Source organism: Acidovorax sp. LjRoot129 (genome assembly GCF_964253765.1).
Classification (GTDB): domain Bacteria; phylum Pseudomonadota; class Gammaproteobacteria; order Burkholderiales; family Burkholderiaceae_C; genus Acidovorax.
Genome location: NZ_CAXUSE020000001.1, coordinates 4,433,358 through 4,455,480, shown reverse-complemented (window position 1 = coordinate 4,455,480; position 22,123 = coordinate 4,433,358). Strand labels below are relative to the sequence as shown.

Annotated in this window: 17 protein-coding genes and 4 pseudogenes; 7 read left to right on the top strand and 14 right to left on the bottom strand. The window is 64.1% G+C overall.

All coding sequences use genetic code 11. The annotated features are described in order from the left end of the window. Window positions 1-79: 79 nt before the first annotated feature. Window positions 80-256: pseudogene (locus ACSQ3Q_RS20405) on the bottom strand (Lrp/AsnC ligand binding domain-containing protein); the annotation flags it as partial. Between ACSQ3Q_RS20405 and ACSQ3Q_RS20400 the strand changes: the two are divergent. The 4 genes and pseudogenes from ACSQ3Q_RS20400 to ACSQ3Q_RS20385 form a co-directional block, all read left to right on the top strand. After that, window positions 244-480 (top strand): annotated as a pseudogene (locus tag ACSQ3Q_RS20400) (ABC transporter); the annotation flags it as partial. The pseudogenes ACSQ3Q_RS20405 and ACSQ3Q_RS20400 overlap by 13 nt on opposite strands. A 143-nt stretch (window positions 481-623) precedes the next feature. Continuing rightward, a pseudogene (locus ACSQ3Q_RS20395) lies at window positions 624-815 on the top strand (succinate-semialdehyde dehydrogenase (NADP(+))); the annotation flags it as partial. 9 nt (window positions 816-824) lie between these two features. After that, window positions 825-1,373, top strand: a pseudogene (locus tag ACSQ3Q_RS20390) (aldehyde dehydrogenase family protein); the annotation flags it as partial. A gap of 282 nt (window positions 1,374-1,655) precedes the next feature. Next, entirely contained in the window at window positions 1,656-1,868 is a 213-nt protein-coding gene (locus ACSQ3Q_RS20385) for a DUF3606 domain-containing protein (protein WP_436136149.1), read from the top strand. A gap of 42 nt (window positions 1,869-1,910) precedes the next feature. Here the strand turns inward: ACSQ3Q_RS20385 and ACSQ3Q_RS20380 are convergent, their stop codons facing one another. Genes ACSQ3Q_RS20380 through ACSQ3Q_RS20355 form a run of 6 tightly spaced genes read right to left on the bottom strand, consistent with a single transcriptional unit; the run spans window position 1,911 to window position 7,377 of the window. Further along, entirely contained in the window at window positions 1,911-3,875 is a 1,965-nt protein-coding gene (locus ACSQ3Q_RS20380) for a response regulator (protein ID WP_436136148.1), read from the bottom strand. Window positions 3,876-3,885: 10 nt separating this feature from the next. Next, on the bottom strand, window positions 3,886-4,746 hold the full coding sequence (locus ACSQ3Q_RS20375; protein WP_436136147.1) for a sensor histidine kinase: 861 nt from the start codon (window positions 4,744-4,746) through the stop codon (window positions 3,886-3,888). Next, window positions 4,739-5,713 carry an ATP-binding protein gene (locus ACSQ3Q_RS20370; RefSeq protein ID WP_436136146.1) on the bottom strand — a complete coding sequence of 325 codons (975 nt, stop codon included), beginning with the start codon at window positions 5,711-5,713 and terminating at the stop codon, window positions 4,739-4,741. The genes ACSQ3Q_RS20375 and ACSQ3Q_RS20370 overlap by 8 nt, the downstream gene beginning before the upstream one ends. Window positions 5,714-5,742: 29 nt before the next feature. Further along, window positions 5,743-6,147 (bottom strand): anti-sigma regulatory factor, encoded by a 405-nt coding sequence (locus ACSQ3Q_RS20365; RefSeq protein WP_436136145.1) that lies wholly within the window; start codon window positions 6,145-6,147, stop codon window positions 5,743-5,745. Then, entirely contained in the window at window positions 6,137-6,511 is a 375-nt protein-coding gene (locus ACSQ3Q_RS20360) for an STAS domain-containing protein (protein ID WP_436136144.1), read from the bottom strand. Before ACSQ3Q_RS20360 ends, ACSQ3Q_RS20365 begins: the two co-directional genes overlap by 11 nt. Before the next feature lie 14 nt (window positions 6,512-6,525). Further along, complete coding sequence (locus ACSQ3Q_RS20355) at window positions 6,526-7,377, bottom strand: STAS domain-containing protein (RefSeq protein WP_436136143.1); 852 nt, start codon at window positions 7,375-7,377, stop codon at window positions 6,526-6,528. 318 nt (window positions 7,378-7,695) lie between these two features. Between ACSQ3Q_RS20355 and trhA the strand changes: the two genes are divergently transcribed. Further along, entirely contained in the window at window positions 7,696-8,307 is a 612-nt protein-coding gene (gene trhA, locus ACSQ3Q_RS20350) for a PAQR family membrane homeostasis protein TrhA (RefSeq protein WP_436136142.1), read from the top strand. Between the two features lie 142 nt (window positions 8,308-8,449). Here the strand turns inward: trhA and ACSQ3Q_RS20345 are convergent, their stop codons facing one another. Together ACSQ3Q_RS20345 and ACSQ3Q_RS20340 are read right to left on the bottom strand one after the other, a co-directional pair. Next, entirely contained in the window at window positions 8,450-10,660 is a 2,211-nt protein-coding gene (locus ACSQ3Q_RS20345; RefSeq protein ID WP_436136141.1) for an ATP-binding protein, read from the bottom strand. 146 nt (window positions 10,661-10,806) lie between these two features. Further along, on the bottom strand, window positions 10,807-11,622 hold the full coding sequence (locus tag ACSQ3Q_RS20340; RefSeq protein WP_436136140.1) for an alpha/beta hydrolase: 816 nt from the start codon (window positions 11,620-11,622) through the stop codon (window positions 10,807-10,809). Window positions 11,623-12,016: 394 nt separating this feature from the next. On the opposite strand from ACSQ3Q_RS20340, the gene ACSQ3Q_RS20335 reads away from it, so the two are divergent. After that, window positions 12,017-12,235 (top strand): hypothetical protein, encoded by a 219-nt coding sequence (locus ACSQ3Q_RS20335; protein ID WP_436136139.1) that lies wholly within the window; start codon window positions 12,017-12,019, stop codon window positions 12,233-12,235. Window positions 12,236-12,308: 73 nt separating this feature from the next. Here the strand turns inward: ACSQ3Q_RS20335 and ACSQ3Q_RS20330 are convergent, their stop codons facing one another. The 3 genes from ACSQ3Q_RS20330 to ACSQ3Q_RS20320 form a co-directional block, all read right to left on the bottom strand. Beyond that, window positions 12,309-13,535 carry an EAL domain-containing response regulator gene (locus ACSQ3Q_RS20330; protein ID WP_436136138.1) on the bottom strand — a complete coding sequence of 409 codons (1,227 nt, stop codon included), beginning with the start codon at window positions 13,533-13,535 and terminating at the stop codon, window positions 12,309-12,311. Beyond that, window positions 13,532-16,489: an MASE4 domain-containing protein gene (locus ACSQ3Q_RS20325; protein ID WP_436136137.1), complete on the bottom strand. Its 2,958-nt coding sequence runs from the start codon at window positions 16,487-16,489 to the stop codon at window positions 13,532-13,534. Before ACSQ3Q_RS20325 ends, ACSQ3Q_RS20330 begins: the two co-directional genes overlap by 4 nt. Before the next feature lie 249 nt (window positions 16,490-16,738). Continuing rightward, window positions 16,739-18,562 carry a RecQ family ATP-dependent DNA helicase gene (locus ACSQ3Q_RS20320; protein ID WP_436136136.1) on the bottom strand — a complete coding sequence of 608 codons (1,824 nt, stop codon included), beginning with the start codon at window positions 18,560-18,562 and terminating at the stop codon, window positions 16,739-16,741. Window positions 18,563-18,947: 385 nt separating this feature from the next. On the opposite strand from ACSQ3Q_RS20320, the gene ACSQ3Q_RS20315 reads away from it, so the two are divergent. Continuing rightward, window positions 18,948-20,051, top strand: a complete 1,104-nt coding sequence (locus ACSQ3Q_RS20315; RefSeq protein WP_436136135.1) for a YihY/virulence factor BrkB family protein — start codon at window positions 18,948-18,950, stop codon at window positions 20,049-20,051. 77 nt (window positions 20,052-20,128) lie between these two features. On the opposite strand, the gene ACSQ3Q_RS20310 is transcribed toward ACSQ3Q_RS20315, so the two are convergent. Both ACSQ3Q_RS20310 and ACSQ3Q_RS20305 read right to left on the bottom strand, forming a co-directional pair. Beyond that, entirely contained in the window at window positions 20,129-21,268 is a 1,140-nt protein-coding gene (locus tag ACSQ3Q_RS20310) for a PAS domain-containing sensor histidine kinase (RefSeq protein WP_436136134.1), read from the bottom strand. 1 nt (window position 21,269) lies between these two features. Next, entirely contained in the window at window positions 21,270-22,073 is an 804-nt protein-coding gene (locus ACSQ3Q_RS20305) for an alpha/beta fold hydrolase (protein ID WP_436136133.1), read from the bottom strand. Window positions 22,074-22,123: the final 50 nt, after the last annotated feature.

Below are 22,123 nucleotides of genomic sequence, written 5' to 3'. Positions count from 1 at the left end.
TTCGGCCAGCCTCTTCGAGGCTGCCGCCTCCCTCATCGGGGCTCGCCGGAGAAGGCGTGCCGGATGAAGCGGCGCACCTTCAATGCTGGAGCGGAAACAGGCGTTCGATGGGGCAGTGCGTCTTGATGAACGGCGACTTGATGACGATGTAGCTGAAGTATTTCGAGATGCCGAGGTTGCGCTCCAGGAGGTCCTCGACCACTTCCTGGTAGTGGTTCACCCCGCGCGTGAGAAATCGCAGCAGGTAGTCGTAACCTGTTCATCAGCCACGACCTGCACACGGTGCGCGCCGTGCGCGACGAGATCATCGTGATGCAGCACGGCGTGAAGCTCGACCATGTCGTGCGCGCCAATTTCGACAAGGGCCCGCATCACCCGTACTACGACCTGCTCGCGCGCTCGGTGCCCGAGTTGCGCCAAGGGTGGCTGGAGGAGCGCGATGCGGAGCGCGGCCACGCGGTGGCTGCTGCGGCGGTGTGACACGCCGGGCGCCCACGGCCCGGCTGGCAGCGCATACCGCACGGCGGTGACACGGTCATCTGATGTTATTGCTATTGTTTTAATAGCTGTAAGCGATTTATAGATAAGCGCTGGCGGCCATTTTCGTTCATATTTTTGATCCTATGCCTCTCACCTTAGTCCGCCCCGACCTGATCCGCAGCGCCAACTTCATCGCCGGCGCGTGGACCGACACACCCGCGTTTCGCTTGGCCGCCATCGACCCGGCCACCGGCGAGACCATCACCCATGTCCCGGACTCCGGCGCTGCTGAAGCCCGCGCCGCACTGGATGCCGCGCACGCCGCCTTCTCAACGTGGCGCAAGGCCTTCGCCACCCGGCTGGCTGCGCGCGTGGCCGCATTGAAGGTGGGGCCGGCCAGCGACCCCGCCTCGCAGATCGGCCCCATGATCAATGACCGCGCGGTCGAGAAGATCGAGCGCCACGTGAACGACGCCGTGGCCCGCGGCGCAAAGGTGCTCACCGGCGGAATGCGCCTGACCGAACTCGGCGCCACCTACTACGCCCCCACCGTGCTCACCGGCGCCGACGCCACCATGGCCTGCGCCTGCGAGGAAACCTTCGGGCCGGTGGCGCCACTCACGGTCTTTGACGACGAGGCCGAGGTGATCGCCGCGGCCAACGACACGCCGTTTGGCCTGGCCGCGTATTTCTACAGCAGCGACGTGCGCCGCATCTGGCGCGTGGTGGATGCCCTGGAGACCGGCATCGTGGGCATCAACGAAGGCGCCCTGGCGGCCGAGGCCGCACCATTTGGTGGTGTGAAGGAGTCAGGCTATGGGCGCGAGGGATCGACCCATGGACTGGATGACTACCTGCATACCAAGTACGTGTGCCAAGGTCAGCTGGACTGATCGGCGAGGCGCTTCCCCGTCGCACCGGTGGGCCTCTTCGCGGTGGCGATGGCGACTGTCTTGCGGGCGCTTATTGCCAAGCCATCATGTCGAGCAGGATTGGGCAGCGGCAGAGGCAGAGGCAGCGGCAGAGGCAGCGGCAGAGGCAATGCACAGCCGCCTTCGTTCTACCAGCATCGCCGTTATGTGCTGCGCATCAACTGGCTGTCGGCCTACATGGCCGGCGCCTGCAACGCTTTACCTTGCACGCTTAAGCCCGTAAACCATGTGCAGGAGGTCCCCATGCCTACACCCGATAGCCCACCCGATCGCATCGACATCCGGAACGCAGATTCACTCGCGCGCTGGGTGGATGAGCTGGACACCACAGAAGCCCAGTTGAAGGACGCGGTCGCTGAAGTGGGCGACAAGGCGGCTGACGTGGAGATGCACCTCAAGGGCGCACGCAGCACCACCAATGTGGACCGCATGAAGCAAGCTGGCGGCGCAGGGTAGTGGGCGTGGCGTGCCACAGGCCCGCCCGCCCCCGCCTTGGCCTTACACCAACGCCTGAAGAAGCAGGTGCGGCTGGAGCGGCTTGCCCAGGTGCAGATCGAAGCCCGCGGCCAGCGCCCGGTCCCGGTCCTGCGGCCGGGCGAATGCCGTGAGCGCAATGGAGCGCAGGCGGGGGCGGCCGGCGGCGGCCTCCATCTCGCGCGTGGTGGCGATCAGGTCGTAGCCGTCCTTGCCCGGCAGCCCGATGTCGCTCACCAGCAGGTCGGGCCATGCCAATTCCAGCTGCGCGATGGCGGCGTCGTAGCAATCGGCCACCCGCACCTTGGCACCCTCATCGCTCAGCACGATGGCCAGCATTTCACTGGTGTCGGCGTTGTCGTCGACCACGAGAATGTCCTTGCCTTCGAGCAAGCGAACCTCCCGGAAGGCATGGCTCGCCGCGGCATCCTCCTGCGCGGCCGCAGGCTCCTCGTGGGCCACGCGCAGCCGTGCGGTCATGGTCGTGCCCTGGCCGGCGCCGGCACTGTAGGCAGAGATGGTTCCCCCGTGTAATTCCACCAGATGTTTCACGATGGACAGGCCCAGGCCCAGCCCGCCATGGGCGCGGTTGCCCGGCGTGCCGCTCTGGGTGAAGCGTTGGAACAGGTGGGGAAGGAATCCCGCGTCGATACCGACGCCATGGTCCTGTACGGCGAGGGTGATTTCGTCGCCCTCCCGTGTCAGGCGCACCTGCACCGCCGCCCCTTTGTCGGAGAACTTGATGGCATTGGTCATCAGGTTCCACACGATCTGTTGAAAGCGCGTGGCGTCCAGCCAGGCTGGCTCTGCCGAGTTGGCAGCGCTGATCTCCATCGCAATGTTCTTGGCCTGCGCTACGTCACGCAGCGCATCCAGCGACGTGCGGACCAGCTCGGCCGGGTCGGCCCATTCACGGTGCAGGCGCAGCTTGCCCGAGGCAATCCGCGAGACATCCAGGATGTCCGAGATGATGCGCCCCTGCGCTTTTGCGCCCCGGTCAATCGCGTCGATACCGCGCTTGATGGTCTCCGGGTTGTTGTTGGACCGCCTGAGCATGTGCACCCAGCCGGTGATGAGCGTGAGCGGCGTGCGCAGCTCGTGCGAGAGCACGGCCACAAAGTCGTCCTTGGTGCGGCTGTGGCGCTCGGCCAGGACCCGCGCGGCCTGTTCGCGTTCGAGCAGGTCCTCGCGTCGGCGCTCGAAATCGATGCGCTCAGACAGGTCGGTGGCAATGCCGATGCGCAGGCCGGGCTCCACATGGTCCGACATGCTCCAGTCGAGCAGCATCTCCGTGCCATCGCTGCGGACCAGGGGGAACTGGCCCTGCCAGTTGATGATGGCCGGGCTGGCGTTGGCGCCAATCGCCATGCGCTCAGCGACAAATTCCTGCCAGTGATCGGGCGCGAGGGAGGCCACGGTCCTGCCCAGCAGATCGGCCCTGGATCTTTGCACCAGCGATTCGGCGGACGGGTTCAAGTCCGCAAAGCAGCCCGCGGCATCGATCAGCATCATCGCCACCGGCGCGTGGTCGTAGATGGCACGAAACCGGGTCTCGCTGCGCCGCAGTTTTTCTTCGGCGGTCCGGGCGCGTATCAAGGCCTGCAGCGTGGCCACCATCAGGGTGGGTTCGGCGGGGTGGACCAGGTAGGCGTCAGCGCCCGCGTTCAAGCCCGCGACCTTGTGCTCGCTCTCCATGTACGTGGCCGACAGATGGACGATGGGGGTGAGTTCCGTGGCTGCGTCCGCGCGCAGCAGCCGGCAGACCTCAAACCCGTCGATGTCGGGAAGGTGCACGTCGAGCACCACGGCGGAGATGTTTTGCCGCGCAGCCTGGATCGCGTCCGTGCCCGTGGCAGCCTCTTCGGTCTGAAACCCGGCTGCCCGCAAAACACGCGCCGTGGCGTAGCGGGTGACGGGGTTGTCATCGACCACCAACACGGTGTGAAGGGAGCGGTCGATGGTCGGCGCAATGATGGCGGATGGCGTCATAGATCCTCACTCACCCAGGCACGGGGGCCTGCACCTCCTGCTGGATTTGTGCGGGGAGGATGACCGAAAAAACCGAGCCCTTGCCGACCACGCTTTCGACTTCGATGGAGCCGCCCAGCAGGGTCGCCAGCTGCCGGGACAGGGCCAGGCCGAGGCCCGTGCCACGCAGGCGCTTCTGGATGGGTGAGCCCACCTGAGAAAAATCATTGAACAGCGCCGGGAGGTGCTCCTGCGCGATGCCGACGCCCGTGTCAGACACCGCAAACCGGACCATGCCATCGTCCAGCAACGTGGCGGACACCCGCACCTCTCCCCGCGCCGTGAACTTGAGCGCGTTGGAGATGAAGTTGCGCAGGATTTGCGAGAGCTTGTGGTCGTCGGTGAACAGGCGCAGCACGCCCACCGGCTCTTCGAAAACCAGGTGGAGGTCCTGGTTGTCGAGAATGGGCTTGAACATGCCGCGCAGGGCAGAGAACAGGTCCATCATCTCGAACCAGGCAGGCGACACGTCCAGCCGGCCGGCCTCGATCTTGGCCAGGTCCAGCAGGTCATCCACCATGCCCGAGAATTCCTCGCAAGTGCTCTGGATGAAGCGCACCTGGCGCTCTTGCTCTGCGGTGAGCGGGCCGTCCACATGGTCGAGCAGCAGGCGCGTGATGCTCAGCGTAGCGCCAATGGGCGTGCGGAACTCGTGGCTCATGTACGAAAGAAAGCGGCTCTTGAGCTGCGTGGCGTGCTTGAGTTGCTCGGCCTGCTCGTCAAGTTCAGCGTACAACGCCAGCACGCCCCGGTTGGTCTCGTCCAGTTCAGAGCGCAGTCCCTCGACTTCGGCCTGGCTTTGCGCCAGCTGGGCTTTCAGATCCTCAGTCATGCGGGCCTCCCTGCTTCACCACCAACACCGTGGCGTCATCGCGCCCGCGGCGTTGCTGCCACAGCAAACTGGCCGCGATGAGTACGGGGTCGCGTTGCAGCAGCGGCACCACTTCGTCCGCCTTCCAGCGGGAGCCAATGCCGTCGCTGTGCACCACCGCCAGCGCATGGTCGGGCCAGTCCTGCACGACGACTTCGGGCTTGCGCACCTGCACTCCCACGGTGCCGTGCTGCGTAAGCATCGAGCGGTCAAACACGCCCGAAATGATCCGGCCCATGACGTTGCCGGCCCCGGCGTACTGCAGCTGTGTGCCGGCATCGGCCTGCAAAGCGAACAATGCCGCTCCGCGCGTGCCCTGCAGCCCCGCGTGGGACTGCTGCACCAGTGCAGTGACTGGAGCAAAGGGCTCTGCCGCGAACACGTCGAGCGCAGCGGCGGACGCCAGGGCGGCTTGTGGTCCATGACCGAGCCCGTCGGCCACCACGGCCGAGAGCCGCGCGCCATCAATGGCCACGGCCCAGCCATCGCCACACACGGTCTCGCCCGGTGCGGCGATGCTCACAGCGCCCCAGCGGCGCTCGGACACAGAGGGCCCGCCAGCGGCCCGCACGCGCGCCAGGCACAGCGTTCCCCGCGGTGATGAGTGGATATGAAAGTCCGAGGCCAACCGGCGAATGGCACCGAGGCCCGTTCCGGGGGATCCGGTTCCCGTCGAGACACCATCCTGGAATGCACGCTGCACGTCGACGATGCCCGGGCCGTTGTCCAGTGAGAGGATTTCCACCTCCTGGGCATCCGGCTGGGCAGCAACCCACAGCTCTCCCTGGTGCGCATGCCGAACAAGGTTGGTTCCCAACTCGGTGACCACCAGCGCCACGCGACCGATGTCCACCTCACCCCAACCCCAGTCACTCGCCGTGCGGGTGCAAAAACGCCGCACTTCCCCCACACAGCTGGCGTCGGTCATGGCAAAGGGACGGTGGCTGGTACCGCGCGTCACTTCCATTTGGTAATGCTCACACGGGTGCCCTGGCCAGGTGTCGACTCGACCTCAAAGTCGCTGACCAGACGCTTGCTGCCAGGAAGCCCGAGGCCCATGCCCCCGCCCGAGGTCCAGCCGTCCGTCATCGCGAGTTTGATGTCACGGATGCCTGGCCCCTGGTCCTCAAAATGCAGCTGCAGGCCGCTTTTGACGCCCGCTTCCACCACGGCCCAACGCATGCTGCCGCCACCGCCGTGAATGAGGGTATTGCGCGAGAGTTCACTCGCGGCCGTGATCATCTTGGTCTGCTCCACCAGAGAGAACTTGAGCAGCTGGCACAGCGAGCGCACGGTCTGCCGGCTGATCACGATGTGCTGCTCGTTCTGGAGCGGCAAGGTGCCGGTGCGCTCAATCGACAAAGCCGCTCTCCTTGCGCGCGCGCTCCAGGAGCGCCAGGCCGCGCTCGACGTTGAGCGCGGTCCTCACGCCCTCGAGCGAGAGGCCGAGCTCCACCAAAGTGATCGCGACCGCCGGTTGCATGCCCACCACCACAGTGGTGGCCGACAAGATGCGCGCAATCCCTGAAATGCTGGCCAGCATGCGGCCGACAAAAGAGTCCACGATTTCCAGCGCCGAGATATCGATCATCACGCCGCTGGCACCGGTCTTGGCGATGCGGTCGGCCAGGTCGTCTTGCAGGGCCAAGGCGGTCTGGTCTTGCATGTCCACCTGGATGGTGACCAGCAGGGTTGCGCCCATGCGCAGGATCGGGATGCGTTCCATGTGCGGACCCCGGATCACGCGGTTTGCCGCGTCATGCGCCAGCCCGAGCGCTGCAGGGCAAGCGCCAGGGCGTCGGCCAGCGTGGCCTTGGTCACGATGCCCTGCAGGTCAATGCCCAGGTGCACGATGGTTTGCGCGATCTGCGGCCGGATGCCGCTGATGATGCAGTCCGCACCCATCAGGCGGATGGCCGTGACGGTCTTGAGCAAGTGCTGCGCCACCAGGGTATCGACCGTGGGGACGCCCGTGATGTCGATGATGGCGATCTCCGAGCCGGTCTCCACAATCTTCTGCAGCAAGGTCTCCATCACGACCTGGGTGCGGTTGCTGTCCAGCGTGCCGATCATGGGAACGGCGAGCACACCCTCCCACAGCTTGACGACGGGGGTGGACAGCTCGAGCAATTCTTCTTGCTGTCGAATGATGATTTCTTCACGTGCGCGCTGGAAGGTCGTGGCGGTGAACTGGGCCATGCCGTCCACCAGCTTCGACAAACCCCAGAAGGCGTCGACGAGCGCAACACTGTCGGTGCCTTCACGCCGGCGCAGCACGTCGAGCAATGGCTTCTTGAGCGCCAGCACGAACAGGCTGGTCTCTCCGGCGGTCTGGCCCTGCGCAGCGCCGGACCGCGACAACTCCGCCAGCACCAGCTGCAGCGGTGCCCATTGGGAATCGGTAAACGACTCCATGCTGGCGCCGTTGCGCAAGGCCGCAGTCAAGGCCGCCACAATTTCCTCGGCGTCCCCTGTTGCCGAACGGGGCAGGCTCACATTGCTGGTTTTGGCTTCAGCGATCCAATCGTTGACGAGGGTGGCTGTGGCGTCGTTCTGTACTGTGTCTAGTAGCTGGGCGGTCAGGATGTTCATGGAGCTGCGCTGTTAATTCATTACCCGTACCAGACTGATGTGTACCCGGGCCAAAAGGCATTTTAGGTATGCCTTAGCACTGTTTTGAGACCTCGGGCCTTTGTCCTACGTGGAGCGCGTGCTCCTGTTTATTGAATTGCCTTTGCTTGCAAACCACGGCCCATGACGGCGCAAGGAAGCCAAGCCATCACGCCGGATGAGTCTCTCCGTGAGCCTCTTGGGGGCACATGTCCCTAGGCCTGTCCGGGTGGCTGCACGGGGTTCACTCGCACGTCATACGCGGTGGATTTACTGGCGGCAACCCACTCTTTGGTCCCTATGCCTGCCGGTGAACGCTTCAATACTTGCACCCACTTCCTGGGGCTTGTCCTGGCCGTCCTTGGCGTTCCGTTCGTGCTCGCGAAGACCTTGCCCAGTGGTGACGCGGGCAGGATTGGAGGAGGGCTGGTGTTCACGTTGTGCTGCGTCGCGCTGTACGCGGCGTCGACGTTGTTTCACGGCACGCAAGGCCGCGCGAGGCTCTTGTGGCAACGCGCGGACCATTGCGCCATTTACTTGCTCATTGCGGGCAGCTACACCCCGTTCGCCCTGGTAAGGGTGCCGGGGGTCTGGGGCGGGGTTCTGTTGGCCGCCGTCTGGTGCGTGGCCTTTTTGGGGGTTGCGCGTGAAGTTCGATCTACCTCGGCCCAGCCGCCCTTGGTGCTCTACATCGGTTTGGGTTGGGTCATGGTGGTGGCTGCCGCCCCTTTGCTGTTGCAGGTGGCCACAGCAGAACTGCGGTGGCTGCTATTGGGTGCCGCTTCGTACACCGCCGGCACGGTCTTCTATGTCAATCGCGCGGGCTACCGACACGCCCACGGGATCTGGCATCTGTTCGTTCTCGGAGGAACGGCGAGCCACTATGTGGCGGTGGTCGGGCTCGTTGCATGAGTGTGGTCTACAGATTGTTGTCCTGCAGCGCAAAGAACTTGACGCTCGCAGAGTTGCTGCAAAACGGTCTGAAGCCGCTCGGCAGAGTGGGGCTTGGAATTGTGCGCAGCGAACCGGGATGGGCTGGCCGCCGCCGCGTCTTCTACCGTTCTGCTGACCTGCTCAAAACCTTCAACACATCCGCCACGTCATAAGGCTTGGCCAGCACCTGCACGCCGGGCATGGAAACCCGGTTCTCCGAATACCCGGTGGCGAGGATCACCTTGACGTGGGGGAACCGGTGGAGGATCGTCTTGGCCAGATCGATGCCATTGAGCGTGCCGGGCATCACCACGTCAGAGAAGACGAAGTCGATTTTGGTCCCGGCTTCAAGGCATGCAAGCGCCGCGTCGGCACTTTCAGCCATGATCACAAAGAACCCTCCGCCCTCCAGCGCGGGTGCGACGCTTTCGCGAACCAGGGCGTCGTCTTCTACAAACAAGAGCGTGCCACCGGCGGTGCTTGTCACGTCTGGTGCGCCCGCCACATTCGTGTGCGGGTGAGTCGTCGCCCCGGAGGCCTTGGGCAGGTAAATATCCACCTGCGTTCCCTGACCTTCACGGCTGTGGAGCAGCAGCGTGCCGCCGGATTGCCGGGCGAAGCCGAAAGCCTGGGGCAAACCCAGGCCCGTGCCTTCGCCCACCTTTTTGGTTGTGAAGAACGGGTCCAATGCCTTGGCCATGACGTCGGCCGTCATGCCGATTCCGGAATCCAGAAAGCCCATGCGCACATAGTCGCCCACCGGCAAGCCATCGGCGGGGGATATGTGTGGCTCATTGGTGACCATCACGCGGATGCTGCCGCCGGAAGGCATGGCATCTTTTGCGTTGATGGCCAGGTTAAGAAAAGCGAGTTCGAACTGGGTCGGGTCGATGGTGACGGGCCAGGCATCGTCGGGGATCTGCACGTCGAGTGTGATGCTGGCCGGGAGCACGTTGTCCACCAGCTGGCGAAATTCGTGAATGTGTTTGTGCAGGCTCACGGTTTCCAGCCGCGCATCCTGCGTGCGGCCAAAGGAACTCAACTGCCCTGTCAATGTTTTCGCGCGTTTGAGCGCCTTGGTACAGGTGTCAAGCAGCGCCTGGACACGTTCGGAGTTGGTGGCGCGCTTGGCCAGCTGCAGGGAGGTGGTCAGGGTCTGCAGCAGGTTATTGAACTCATGGGCAATCCCGCCCGTGAGCCTGCCCAAAGCCTCCATTTTCTGGCCCTGCAGCAGCGCTCTTTGAGCCCGTTCAGCCTCAGCGACCGCCTGGGCGACACGCAGCTCCAGTTCACGCTGGCTTGAAAGCAGTTGCTGGCTGACCTGTGCGATCCGCATGCCGACCGCGTCCACTTCCACCAGGCCCTGGGGCGAATAGTGGACCTGCTCGCCGCGCCCCAGCGCGTCGGCCGCCAGTTCAAGCCGCTGCATCCGAGAAATCACACCGCCACCGATGCGCCGCGCGACCAGCATCGAGACGACCAGCAGCAGCGCGGCGATCAAGCCAAAAATGGCGGCACCCTCCAGTGCGGAACGCCGAATGTCCGTCTCTGGAATGCTGAGGACGACCGTCCAGTCCGAGGCCGCGATACGGTGATAGAAAGTTTTGACGGGTACCCCGTCCAGGGTGATCGACCGGGTGACGCCCGACCTTGTCGATGCAAAGAGTTTTTGCAGGGTTTCGTCGGACGATCTGCCGACGAAGGTGTCGGGGTCCCTCGAGCGCGCCAGCACCGTCCCTTTGCGATCAACGATCGCGCCAAGCCAGGTCGAAGGGAGCTTCTGCTGCGCCAGCAAGGTCTGGATGGCGGTCACGTTCACGCCCATCACGACAAAGTACTGGACTTCACTGCCCTCCATCACAGGCACCTGGATGATGAAGTCGTATCGCTTGCCAATGGGCGCCATGAATACGTCAGACACCAGCGGGTCGACGCCGCCATCGCGCTGCATGAGTTCGTTGATGCTGGCTGCGCGTTGTGTGGGAAGCCCCGAGCCCCAGGGCACCCGGGTGTTGAGCAATTGCCGGCCGCTTTTTTCGATGAGGATGATCGTTGTGTCTGGCGTGGGCGCATTCTTTTTGGCGAACTCATAGAACTCGCGCAGATCTCCGCGGGCCAGCGACGGCGCGTTGGCGAGGGTGCGCAAAATCCGTTGCCGCGACTGCAGTTCGTTGTCGACCAGGAGCGAGAAGGTCCGCGCGGCCTCCTTCAACCCGGTTTCCTGCGTTGCCTGCTCCTCCTGATACACGTACCAGATGGCCAGCATCGCCGCGAAGGACGCGGGCACGACCACCGAGAGGACGAGCGCGAACAGTTGACTTTTGAAGCGCATGGCCAATCGAAAAGAAATATTCAATGGGACCGAGGGTGGACATCCCGGGTGTCGACGGCGCGGGATGGTCTCCCACTATAGCGGCTGAGGATATCGCCGCGTTGGGGTTTTGCAGCGCACTTCTGCGCTGCAGCCGACCGACGCCGCTAAGGCAAAAACCGCTTCAACGCTTCTTCAAAGGCTGGCAGATCTGCGCCCACGTGTGAGGTGTTGTACTCGGCCTTGAGCAGCACCAGGCCGGGCAGGTTCTGTGAGGCCATCTGGTTGTAGAGCGGGATGCCGATCAGCGGGTGATTGCCGCCGCTGGCGCCTGCCAGGAACAAGGTCGTGGGCAAGGGCTTGCCGTCAATCTGCTTTTCGAATGCCAGGACTCCGGCAGGACTGGTGTGCTCACCCACACTGCCTTCGGTGGCCAGATAGTACGAAAAGCTGGGTGGCACACCTGCGCGCGCTTCCAGGATCAGTGCGGCCACCACGAAGTACCCGCCGTGGGACAAGCCCGACAACGCCCGGCGCTTGGGGTCGGCCCGGTAATCACGCTCGATGGTGGGCGCCAGTTCTTTGACGATGAAGTCGAGGTACTTGGCTGCGCCGGGCATGAGGAAGTCGCTGCCCCGCCAAGCCGTGCCTCCGATGCCCACCAGAATGGCCTGCGTGCCCTGCCGCTGCATCACCTCCTTGAAGACTTCGAAGCGGGAGCGATTGGGGCCGCCAAACTGCGCATCGCCCTCGGTCGCGTAGATGACCGGTAGTAGGGTGGTGCCGGTGGCATAGGTCTGCGGCAAATAGACCTGAATGGGGTAGGTATTGCCGTTGGAAGTCGACTTCAGGGTGGAGTTGATCACCTGGCCTACCGCCGCAGGCGGGTCGGCATCGCCGGAGCTTCCGCCGCCGCACGCTGTCAATGCAGCTGCGACCGTGACGAGCGCAGTGCGGCGCGAGGGCTGGAATCCTTTGACCATACGTTTCTCCTGTGGGGTCATGAGACGCTGTGCGTGTGTGCCTGAGGCACCGGGTGCTGGGTGCTCGGCGCCGCTGCGTGTGCAGTGGCCGAACGCGTTATGCGCGGCCTGTGCCGCCGCGTCCATGGTACTTCGTATAAAAGGCAGGAGTGCCCCGCGGTGGGTACCCAGGATGCAGACAAGCCCCGGAGATCACCGCGCGCGCCAAGAGCTGATGCAGTGCGTAATCGGAGTAATGTTTTGACCAACGTAGCACCCGTTCCCCTAAGGATCTTCCGCGCTGCGGAAATTTAGCGTTCGCGGCCGACTTGACTTCGCTTTGTTCGGCAATATGTTCTATACACAGCCTTGAGCGCTCGCTCAAGCGCCCCGACCACAGGATCGAGTACCCGCGATGAAGACGATTGATGAGATGTTGCACCTTGACCTGCTCACCCGCGAACAGCACTTGGAAATCAGCGCGTGGATCGCACGCTCTGCCTCCCCAGAAGAGATATTGCAAATGCCTGCCCAGCTGTGGCAGGCCGTAGAGCGTGCCAGCCAGGCGATGGGCATCAACGAAGACCTTCTGCGCCCGCCTCTGTTCGACGCAGGCGATGCCGTCTTCGGCTAGCCCCCGCCTTCAAGCCGTCTGCCAGTGCTCGCGGCCGTAGGGTGGGGCGGGCGCGGGCTGGCTGACTTACCCATCAAACGGACGGCCTACCGCGCTGCTCTGCAGACCAGCGCAGTCGCCAATCGGCAACCCATTTCAGTACCCGGTCTTCGGGCATGGGCCGTGCGATGTAGTAGCCCTGGGCCAAGTCACATCCCGTTCCCTGCAAGAACGCCCAATCGTCCGCATCTTCCACCCCTTCGGCGACCACCTCCATGCCCAGCTCCTTCGCAAGGCGCAGGCTCGCAAAAAAGATGGCGCGCAAGGTTTCGTTGTGGTGTGCGCCGTGGACGAAACTTCGGTCAATCTTGAGTTGATCGAACGGTACATCGCGCAGCTGTGCGAGCGATGAATGGCCCGTGCCGAAGTCGTCGATTGAAAGCGTGAATCGGCGCATGCGCAAGCGGGTCAGAATCTCCAGGGGCGCCCGCAAGTCCATCATCAACTGGCTTTCCGTCACCTCCAGCACGATGGACTGTGGTGCCACCCCGGCAGCGGCGGCAGCGGACGTGGTCTGCTCGGGGAACTCCAGCGCCGTCAGATTCCCCATGGATACATTGACGGCCACCTTGAGTTTCAAACCCTGGCGCTCCCATGCAGCGTTATCCCGCAATGCCGTTGTCAGCACGACCTGGGTGAGCGTGTCGATCAACCCATGGGCTTCGGCCATGCCGATGAACTGGTCCGGAAACACCATGCCGTCTTGCGGATGGATCCACCGTACCAGAGCCTCTACCCCCATCACCTCGCCGGTGGCGACGGAGACTTTGGGCTGGTAGTAGTTGACCAGCTCCCCCGTCCGGATGGCCTGGGCCAGGCGCTCGACGACGTAGCCTCTGCCTGGCGCGCGGGTGGTTGCCCGCGCTGGCGGCACCCACCGCTCGACCAGCTGGTGCAACGCCTGGGGCAAGACCGGCTTTTGCAGGCTTCCCAACACTTCAATGTGGTGGGCCTGCACCAGTGTCCGGGCCGATTGCAAGGTGCGTTCATCCTCACCGCTCACCAGTATCAAGCTGCCCGCATACCTGTGCTCCACCAGTTTGCGCACGAACTCTATGCCGTCCATGCCCGGCATGTTGAGGTCACACAGGATGAGTTGAGGCATGTGCACTGCATCGTCCACTCGCTCCAGAGCGGCGTGACCGTTGTCGCACGTGGCGACATCGGTAAAGCCCAGGTTCGTCAACAACCGGGCCAGCAGCTTGAGCATGAAGGGCTCGTCGTCGAGCACCAGAATGCGGACGCCAGGGTTGGTACTCATGGCGCACCTCCCGGCGTGTCGGTGGCCAGTAGCTGCGCCAAGTGCGTGTCCACCGCAGCCATCTCCAGCTTGAAGTGCTCGAACGCCAGCCCCAGCGCGTCGATCTGCCCAGCTGCGCCAACCTGCTCCATGTCTGCGCACAGGTCGCCCAACGCCATGGCCCCCACCGAACGGGCGGCCGACTTGAGCTTGTGCACCGCCGCCACAGTCTTGGCCGCACTTCCTGCGCAGTAGGCTTGGTTGACCTCCTGCGCAATGCGCGCTGCGCTGCTGCGAAACGTCTGCAGGAATTCACGGATGAGCTCCGGGTCGTCTCCCACCAGGCTGCGCAGAACCTCTGTGTCCACGGGCCCTGGCAACAATGGCATGACGGTGGATCGCTCTTGTGGAACAAGCGCGTGGGACTCCGCCTTGGGAAGCCAGCGTTCCAGCAAGTCCTGCAGTTCGGACAGCGGTGCGGGCTTGCTCATGTAGTCGTCCATGCCCGCATCCTTGCAGCGCTGGGCTTCGGTCTTGAGTGCGTTGGCGGTCAGGGCAAGAATGCGCACCGGCGGCTCCACCGCCTTGCCTGCATGCACGCACGCATTGGCGCGCTCTTGCTCCTCGGCGCGGATGACCGAGGCGAGCTGGTAGCCATCCATGCCAGGCATGTGCAGGTCGGTCACGATGAGACCGTAGTCGCCACTGCGCCAGCGGATCAAGGCCTGCAGGCCATCGCCCGTCAGGTCGGCGGTGAGCCCCAGCAACGACAGCTGCTGCATGATGACTTTCTGGTTGATGTCGTTGTCCTCCACCACCAGGATCAGCCGGCGCTGGCGGCGCGCTTCTTCCCGTGACAGCGCTATCGGCACAGGCGCGTACCGCACCGGCACCAGCGTGTTTTCTTCGTCCTGGTACGGCAGCCTGCCCGCAGCAACGGCCACTGCACGCAGTAGCGCGCCGCGGGTCAGCACATTGCCATCGACCGACACGCTGTCCGCGTCGAACTGTGGCGGGTAGCGGTGCGGCCCGTGGCCGATGAGCACGAAATGAGGCTCCAGACCCGGGTTGGAACGCGCAATGGCGCGCAGGCTGTCCAGTGACGGAGGCCTTTCGGCTTCGGTATTGACCACCCACACCCAGGGGCCGGGCGCCAGGCGGGGGGCCAGTTCAGCGGCCGCATCCAGATTGACCACCTGCTGGGTGTGCGCCCCGGCATTCGCCAGATAGGTCACCAGGTCGCCACTTCTCGTCTTTCCATTGCCAATGATGAGGCAGGCCAGGCCCGCTACCTGCGACAGGGCGGCCTGCGACTCGCCATGGGAAGGCCCGACACAGGTGAACGGTAGACGCAAAGTGAAGGTGGAGCCTGCGCCCGGAGCGCTGACGACGGCAATGCTGCCCCCCATGCGCTGCGCCAGATTGGCCGAGATGACCAGCCCGAGGCCTGTGCCGCCAAAGCGCCGGGTGGTGGACACGTCGGCCTGGGTAAACGCGGTGAAAAGCGTGGTCAGTGTGGCCTCGCCCATCCCGATCCCGTTGTCGATGACCTGGAATTCGAGTGTGACGCTCCCAGCTTGTTGCTGCACCAGCACCGCGCGCACGGCCACCTGTCCAGAGGTGCGCCCACCCGCCGAAAACTTGATGGCGTTGTTCACCAGGTTGATCAGTATCTGGCGCAGTCGCAAAGCGTCGCCCAGCACGGTGGCGGGAATGTCGGGGTCAGTGAACAGCGTCAGCTCGACACCCTGTTTCTCTGCCAGGCGGTTGAGCATGGCGCAGACTTTTTCGACCACCTCGCCCACTGCCATGGGCTCGCTTTCCACCTCGAGATGGCCAGCCTCGATCTTGGAGAAATCCAGAATGTCTTCAATGATGCTCAAGAGCGAAAACGCGGACTCGCGGATCAGGTCCACCATGGCGACCTGGGGACTTCTGAGGCTCGAGCGAGCAAGCACGTCGATCATCCCGATCACACCGTTCATGGGCGTGCGGATTTCATGGCTCATGGCCGCGAGGAAATTGGACTTGGCCTGCGCTGCGGCATTGGCTTCGTTGCGTGCGAGTTCTAGCTCAGCACTGCGCTGGCGTTCGCGCACATTGGCGTTGGCCAGATCGGCGTACAGCCGGCTGTTTTCCAGGAGCAGGATGGCCAGCACGAAGGACGATGCCAGCAGCCCGTAGACGCGTCCGGCATAAAAGCCCAGGTCAAAACGTGCGGCGTTCAGTACCGAGGCGAGTGCGATGTCCAGCAGCCAGGCCACCAGCGTCACCATCAGCCACAGGTCCAGCACGCTGCGGGCCTTGCGCCACAGGTACAGCAGCGCCGCCAGCGACAACGTCCAGGTGCACAAAGCCACAAAAAGCTTGCCCGAATCGTCCCGGTTGCCGCGCATCAGCAACGGCAGTGCATCGTGGCCCGCTGTCGTCAGCAGCACCAGGGCCGCCGCCAGCCCCATGGCGCCCAAAATCGCCAACACAATAGCCCGACGCACCGAACCCTGTGCCTGCGCCCGGCTGCTGGCAGCGCCGTCCGCGGGCTCCTTCAATCGGACATAGGCAAAAACGAACAGCGGAAAACCACCGTGCCATAAAAAGTACAACCAGGCCGTGGTTTGCGGCCCTGCGCCCAGCACGCCGCCGGGAGCAAAGAGTCCAGGAAAGCTCAGTCCGTGCGCCACGGCCATGCAGGCACAAAATAAATAACCGGCTCCCAGCACCAGAAGCGCACGGGACCGCAGATAGCGGTATTGCCCGAGGAGCAGCACCGCCGTGATCAGGTCATTGGTGACCAGCGCAGTCTGATAAACGGGAATGAATGCGCTGACCTGTGGCAAGGCCACGCGCGAAAAAGGCGCAGCTGCCACAAAGATCAGCAACGACGCGAACAACGCAATGCGGGCCGTGCGGCGTTGGCGCGAGTCGGCCGATAGCGTGGACAGGAATTCCGACCCGCTGCCGGAAGAGCCAGCCAAAGAATGCGAAATGCCCAACGCAGCCTCCCCTCTGCAATTGCTCCCGGCGCTGCAGCTGCCTCTGAGCGGGCCTTGGCGTGCGCGGGGTAGGTCGTCTATTCGAGTGAAATCAGCTTAGTTCAAGTATTGGACGCGGGCAAGGGAAATGAGCGCAGAGGGTGAAGGTTCTCGGTGGCCGTGGCGGCCCGTAGAACGCGGTGCTCACGGGTGTGGGCTGAAGAATGGTGGTGTGGAACGTTACGTGGCGTGCTACGAGGACCTTGGATCCGACGTTGACGCCGAGGGAGGCGCCGCACTGCGGGCGCAGGCCGTCAGGCTCCCCCCGGCGGCCCGGGACGCGGCAGCAGCCCCTCGCCCTGGCTGCACCGCACGCACAAACTCCGGCAGGAAGGTGCGGCGTTCGCCATTGGGGAAGAGCACCGTCACGGAGTGAGCGTCCGCGTCTACGACTTGGCCCGCGCCGTAGCGCCGCGCACGGACCGCGTCGCCGCCGCCAAAGGCCGGTTTGGGCGTTGCTTGCGGCCTGACCTCGATAGGTTCCTCGGGCACAGCGATAGCGGGCGCAAGGCGTGACAAGGCGGCCATGCGCACGCAGTTGTCGCAGCGGCTGCAACTGGCAAACGCTGGTTCTTCGCCCAACGCCGAAAGCACGCCGTGCCAACGGCAGCGGCCGCCCTGCGCATAGGCGACCATGGCCTCAAGCGTGGCGTTGTCCTGCTCGCGGCGGCTTCGGTAACCGTCCAGCAGTTGTTCCAGTGCGGCGCCCTCCAGTTCGCGCTGCAGAGTAAAACGGCCACTGCGGTCGCGCTTGACGGCCTTGTGGCTTCGCAGCAGGCTCAGTGCCACCAGCGTCTTTCCGCGTGGCCGTGCGGCGACGTCGGCGATGCATCCGGATGTCCAGCCCCCGTCGGGCGCGGGCTGAAGCAGCAGGGCGTGCACGGCCTGCAGGTCTTCCAGAGTGGGGTATCGCCCTGACATGAAAAACTGCTGCAGCGCGCGGTCTTGCCGCACATAGAGCAGCGTGCACTGCGCGTCCTGGCCGTCGCGACCCGCCCGCCCGGCCTCCTGGTAGTAGGCGTCGATGCTGGCGGGCATCTGGTAGTGCAGCACAAAGCGGATGTCCGGCTTGTCGATGCCCAAGCCAAATGCATTCGTAGCCACCATCACGCGCACGCTGGCGTTCATAAAAGCGTCCTGAGCCTGCGCACGCTGGGCCGCTGGAAGGCGCCCGTGGTACAGACCTACGTTTTCGCCCGCGGCCGCAAGCTTGGTGTACAGCTCCTCGGCACTCTTGACGGTGGATGTGTAGACGATGCCAGTGCCTTCGTTCTCAGCCACCAACTGCAGCGCGCGGGGCAAGCGGTCTGCCGTGCGCGCCAGTTGCTCCACAGCAAGCTGCAGGTTGGGTCGGTATGCACCGGCTTGAACCACATCCCCAGGCGCGATACCGAACTGGGCGACGATTTCTTCCATCACCTCCGGCTTGGCGGTGGCGGTCAGCGCAAGGACTGGAGGACGGCCGAGTGCCCGCACGGCGGGGGCGATCTCCAGGAAGGCGGGCCGGAAGTCGTGCCCCCATTGCGAAATGCAGTGCGCTTCGTCCACCACCAGCAGGCTGACGGTGTGGTGCGCCAGCGCTGCGGTGAGGGCCGGGTCGGCGATCTGCTCTGGGGTGGTCAACACGATCCGCGCAGTGCCTTGGTCGATGGCCTCGCGCGCGGCCGCCAACGCTTCGCTGCCGATGGCACTGTTGACCTGGACCGCGGCGATCCCAAGCGCCTGCAGTGCGTCGCACTGGTCTTTCATGAGCGCTACCAGGGGCGATACCACCACCGTGGTGCCCGGCAGCAGCAAGGCCGGCAACTGGTAGCACAAGGACTTGCCCGCGCCTGTGGGCATGACGGCCAGCGTGTTGGTTCCCCGCAGCGCACGCTGCATTACCTCCAGTTGCCGGGGGCGCAGGCGCTTGAGTCCAAAAGCCTTTCGGAGGGTCTCCTGGATTCTTTCGGTACTGGCAGGGCTGGCGTTGACAGGGCGGGTGCGGGGGGGCGCGGGGCGGGTGGCTGTGGTCATTGTGAAGGGGGGTTTGCGGCCACCCGAAGGGCGGCAGGCACGGTGATCATGGGCGCGGGCCCGACAGGCCGTCCGACGGACCGGGGCGCGTGCCTTTGTCGGACACCGCGAACCAGTGCGGCTCCCTGCGTTCGGTAGAGGGAGCACAAGGGCTCCGTTCCAGAGCGTCCATGCGCGCCTCAAATGGGAGCTGCCTGCCTGCCGGACGGACATGTTCAGTGAAGCCGTCCTACGCGCCATGGTTTCCCCTGCGTAAAAAATGGCATGGCGTTTGGAGCATCTCCTTGCCGAGCTAGCCCGGAGCGGTCTGCAAGGCCTCCATGGGCGCGGCTGCACCAGACTTCGGCCGTGCCCTCGCCAGCATCCGATCTACCGTGACCTGACCATGAAACTGCAGTCCATCCTGGCTATCCTGAAAAAATCGGTGAACGAGTGGATTGACGACTACGCGCCCAGCATGGGTGCCGCCATTGCCTACTACACCGTGTTTTCGATTGCGCCGCTGTTGATCATCGTGATTGCGGTGGCCGGTTACGTATTTGGCGAAGAGGCAGTGCGCGGTTCGCTGCACAGCCAGATCTCAGGGCTGGTAGGAAACGACGGCGCCACAGCGATCCAGGGGCTCATCAGCAGCGCCCGTGAGCCCACCGAGGGCGTTGTGGCGAGTGGGATCAGCATCGGTCTGCTGATCGTGGGCGCAACGACGGTGTTCGCCGAAATTCAAAGCGCGCTGGACCGCATCTGGCATGTGCCTGAGAAGGCGAAGCCCAGCGGCCTGTGGGGCCTTCTGCGGGCGCGGTTTCTGTCGTTTGGCCTGATCCTAGGGCTTGCTTTTTTGTTGAGCGCCTCGCTGGTGGTGAGTGCTGCAGTGGCGGCCGCAGGATCCTATTTCTCAGGCCTGATGCCCGGCTGGGAGCTTCTTCTGCAAGGCTTGAATCTGGCGTTATCGCTGTGTGTCGAGGCCGCATTGTTCGCCATGATTTTCAAGCTCATGCCGTCCGTCAAGATCGCGTGGAGCGATGTGTGGATTGGCGCTGCCGTCACCGCTGCGCTTTTTGAGATCGGGAAGGTGTTGATCGCGCTGTATGTGGGCAAAGCAGGCGTCAGCTCGACGTACGCGGCCGCAGGGTCCATTGCCGTTCTGTTGATCTGGGTTTACTACGCGGCGCAGATCTTTCTCTTCGGGGCCGAGTTCACCAAGGTGTATGCGATTGAGCGGGGTTCGCACCGGCCCGCTTCGGGAGCTGCCGCACAAGGCGCGGGCGAGGGCGCGCAGGCCCTGGCGCCCGAGTGGCAGGCCAAGCTCGACAGGGTGGGGCTGCCTGCGAAGGAGCCGCAGCCAGCAGCCACCAGCAGCGTGGACGACCTGCCGCCTGCGCTTCAGGTCGGGGTTGCGGTGGTCATGGCGGGCATGTGGTTGTTGCGTGCCCGCAGGAGTGCCGGGCCGGGCCCCACACCGCCTGCTGCGCGCTCGGATGGGCGCCTTTGAACGGGCCCGCCAGCGCGCGGGCCCACCATAGGCCTTTTCAGCGACCCTCGCCCCACAGGGGCGGATGGCTTGGCCGGTCAGCCGGAGGCCTCGCCCGCGTGAGGCGCTGCCACTGAAAACTCAGTGCCCAGTTCCTGGGTTGATGTCACGTGCAATGCACCGCCATGCGCCTTGGCGATTTCATTGACGATAAAAAGGCCCAAGCCCACATTGCGGTTTCCGCTGTCTTCTGCCACGCCGCGCACCATGGGCATGAACAACTGATCTATCGCTTCGGGGGCGATCGGAACGCCCCAGTTGTGTACGCTCACCCGCCAGCCGGCCGAGCCCACGGTGGATGTGACCGTGACTGCGGTATCGGACTGCCCATAGGCCACGGCGTTGGCCACCAGGTTGCCCAGGGCCTGCGTCACCCGGTTCGCATCCGCTTCGCACGCTCCTTCGCCGCAGAGGACGTGGTCGATCCGGCGGTCGGGAAAGGCGAGCGAAAGCTCTTCGACAGCAAGCGCGACCACGTGGTGCAAGTCGACTGGCTTGAGCGCCACCGCCAAGCCGCTGCCGATGCGCGCAGAGGTGAAGTCCAGCAGGTCCTTGATGAGCTGGCTGGCCCGGTCGGCCGCGCGGTGAACCCGGCCAAGCGTTTCTTTCTGGTCCGGCGTCACTCCGCGCTTTTCCAGGAGCTGGATACCGAGGCGAATGGTGGACAGCGGATTGCGGAGGTCGTGGCTCACGATGCCGATCATCTGCTCGGCAAAAAGCGCGCGGTCTTCCGATTGTTTTTTGAGCCGTGTGGCTTCGGCCACCATCCCGACCAAGTTCTGGCGGGACACGAGCAGCTCACGTTCGTATTTGTCGCGGTCCCTCGCCACGAACGCTGCCACGCGGAGGAACCAGGTGCCATTGCGCTGGTAGCGCTTGGCGTTGATGACCACGGGGATGGTCGTCTTGTCATGGTGCTGAATGTCCAGCTTCACCTCGGACACCGAGCCTTGCATCACCAACAAGGGCGCCAAGTGGGTCTGATAAAAAATCCGACCACCCATGGACAGAAAGTCCTGCAGTCGGCGCAGCCCGATCACTTCGTCACAGTGGTATCCCGTCCATTCGCAGAACGTGGAATTGGTGTGAAGAATCAGGCCTTTGGAGTCGGTGGTGAGCACGCCGCAAGGAAGGTCCTCGAGCGGGTCGAAGTCGATGCCACCGCCTTCCTGGGCCATGTCAGAGACCTTGTGCCACCAAAAATGCGTCCATGGCGCTGGCACTGGCGCTGGGCTGGCTGAGGTGGGGGCAGTGCCCCACGTTCTCGATGATCTTCAACGTGCTGCGCGGCAGGACGCGGTGCATGTACTCGCCAACGGCGATGGGCGCGATCATGTCTTCGTCGCACTGCAAGATCAGCGTCGGGCTGGCCAGGAGGGGCAACTGCTCCCGATGGTCTGAAAGAAAAGTCACGCGGGCGAAATGCTTGGCGATCTCGGGGTCGGTCCGGCAAAAGCTGTTGCTCAGTTCCTGCCCCAGTGCAGGCTGCTCGGGTGCGCCCATGATGGCCGGCGCCATGGTGCTGGACCAGCCCAGGTAGTTGCTTTCGAGGGCGTCCAGGAGCGACTCGATGTCCTCCCGCGAGAAGCCGCCGACATAGTCGCCGTCGTTGATGTAGCACGGCGATGGCCCCACCATGACGTGTGCAGCAACGCTCCCCGGCGCCGCCACATCGGCCAGCATGCCGATCATTGCGCTCACGGAGTGCCCCACCACGATGGAGGGCCCTTCACCGAACTCCCGGATGATTTCCAGCAGATCATCTGCGTAGCCCTGCAGGCTGCCGTATTTAACGGGATCGAACGCCTTCAGGTCCGAATTGCCGCTGCCCACCAGATCGAACAGCACTGTGCGATAGCGCTCCGCATAGGCGGGCGCTAGCAGGCGCCACATGTTCTGGTCGCACCCGAAACCGTGCGCAAAGAATAAGGTCGCCGGTCCCGAGCCTAAAACTCGCACGTTGTTGCGTACTGTTGTTGTCATTCTGCTTTCTCGGGTTGCGCTTGAGGGTGGCGCGAGGAAGAGTCCGGGCT